Genomic DNA, 1,882 nt, shown 5'->3' on the forward strand with positions numbered 1-1,882 from the left:
GCTCCCAGGGATCGAGCCGCAGGCTGACGGCCACCACGCAGAGCCAACGCAAGCCCGGGGTCCGGGGACCGGCTTCGGTCCCCGGCGGAGAGGGGGTCCGGCGGGAGAGGCAGAGCCTCTCCCCCGGGGACTGGACGCAACGCACCGCCTGAATAACGCGCCCGGCCGGGATGACCTCCGCGATGCCGGCTGGCCAGGGAGAAACGGCTGCGCCAGGAGGGGGCGTGCCGACCGAAACGCTGCGACCCTCCCCCCGATTCCGGCGCCTCTGCTTCGGGCTGCTCTGCTCCCTGACCGGGCTGCTGCTGGCCTGGCTGGCCTGGCGGACGATGGCGCCGGGCGGCTGGACGGGGTGGGAGATCCTGGGCTTCGCCGCCTTCCTCGGGCTGCTCCCCTGGGCGGCGCTCAGCGCGGTGAACGGGGCGATCGGGGGCGCCTTGCTGCTGGGGTCGCGCGATCCGGCGGCGGCGGTGATGCCGCAGCTCCGTGTGGCGCCGGTCCATACGCCCCTGGCACCGCCCGGACTCAGGACAGGCATCCTCTGCTGCGTGCGGGACGAGCCGGTGGAGGCTGTGCTGCCGCCGGTGGAACGGCTGCTGGCCGGGCTGGAGGCCACCGGGGCGGGCGGGAGCTTCACCTTCTGGCTGCTCTCCGACACGCGCGACGATGCGCTGGCGGCGCGGGAGGCGGCGGGCGTGGCGGCTCTGGCGCTGCGCTTTCCCGGGCGGGCGCATTACCGGCGGCGGCGGGAGAATACCGGCTTCAAGGCCGGGAACGTGATGGAGTTCCTGGACCGCCATGCCGGGGGGCTGGACCTGTTTCTTTGCCTGGACGCGGATTCCGGGATGACCGCCCCGGCGGTGCTGCGGCTGGTCGGCTGCATGGAGGCCGATCCGCGGCTGGCCATCGTGCAGCCGCTGATCGTCGGTCGTCCGGCGGAATCGGCCTTTCCCCGGCTGTTCCAGTTCGGGATGCGGGCGGGGATGCGGGCATGGGCCACGGGGCAGGCCTGGTGGCAGGGGGATGAGGGCCCCTACTGGGGGCACAATGCCGTGCTGCGGATCGCGCCCTTCCGCGCCCATGCCCGGCTGGCGCCCTTGCCGGATGGGCGGCCCATCCTGTCGCACGATCAGGTGGAGGCGGCGCAGCTCCAGGCCGCCGGGTGGAAGGTGCGGTGCCTGCCGGTGGAGGAAGGCAGCCTGGAAGGCAATCCGCCGACCCTGCCGGATTTCCTGGCGCGCGACAGCCGCTGGGGCGAGGGGAACATGCAGTACTGGCGCCTGCTCCTCCGCCCCGGCCTGCGGGCCATGGGGCGGTGGCAGCTGCTGCAGGCGATCCTGCTCTTCGCCGGGGCGCCTCTCTGGGTGCTGCTGGCCGTGGCGGCGGTGGGCAATGTGGCGGCCGGCGGCGGCGAGGCCACGCCCCGGGCGGCGCTGGCCCTGCTGCTGGGGGCGACCTGGCTCTGCACCTATGCGCCGAAGCTGATGGGCTATGCCGAGCTGCTGCCCCGGCCGGGCCGGGCGGCGCCCTATGGGGGGCGGGGCGCCGTGCTGCGGGGGGCGGGGGCGGAGATCCTGTTCACCACCCTGCTCGACCCGGTCAGCCTGCTGAACAAGGCGCTGGTGCTGATCGCCCTGCCCTTCGGGCGCCGGGGCGGCTGGGGGGTACAGCGGCGCGAGGCGCGGGGGCTGCGATTGCGGGAAGCGCTGCGGCGGCTCTGGCCGCATACGCTGCTGGGCGTCCTGCTGCTGCTGGCGCTGGGCCTGCATTCCCTGGGCGCCCTGCTCTGGGGGCTGCCTTTCCTGCTGGGCCTCGCCCTCGCCGTGCCCTTCGGGCTGCTGACCGCCGGCCCGCGCTTTTCCGCCCTGCTGCGCCGGCACGG

Annotated in this window: 1 protein-coding gene; it reads left to right on the forward strand. The window is 74.7% G+C overall.

The genetic code is table 11. From position 1 onward, the window contains the following. Window positions 1-224 precede the first annotated feature (224 nt). On the forward strand, window positions 225-1,882 hold a 1,658-nt coding region (gene mdoH / locus ROTAS13_RS23865; protein ID WP_075823607.1), incomplete at its 3' end, for a glucans biosynthesis glucosyltransferase MdoH.

Source organism: Roseomonas sp. TAS13, assembly GCF_001950415.1.
GTDB lineage: Bacteria > Pseudomonadota > Alphaproteobacteria > Acetobacterales > Acetobacteraceae > Roseomonas > Roseomonas mucosa.